The 206-nt window shown below is 44.2% G+C and carries 1 protein-coding gene; it reads right to left on the minus strand.

Annotated features, from left to right (window positions below; all coding sequences use genetic code 11):
• Nucleotides 1-206, minus strand: a 206-nt coding sequence (locus tag GPK60_RS14710) for a hypothetical protein (RefSeq protein ID WP_346727802.1), incomplete at both ends; no start/stop codon positions are given.

The raw sequence follows: 206 nt of genomic DNA on the forward strand, positions 1-206 counted from the left end.
CTTACCTCATTCAAAAACTCACGGAATGTCAGAAATACCGATTTTTTGATGTTCTTCAGATTGACTTCGTCCTCTGTGACCATGAGCTTGAATCCCAGAAAGAAACGGTAATCCACTTGATTGTCGCCTATCATGGATACAAGGGCTTCGGTCTGGTCGTCTATCTTTTGGATTGCTACCTCACGGAGCTTTCCAGTGACCAGCTT

The sequence above is a fragment of the Ruminococcus sp. MCC718 genome (assembly GCF_018783905.1).
Taxonomy (GTDB): Bacteria; Bacillota; Clostridia; order Lachnospirales; family Lachnospiraceae; genus Hominisplanchenecus; species Hominisplanchenecus faecis.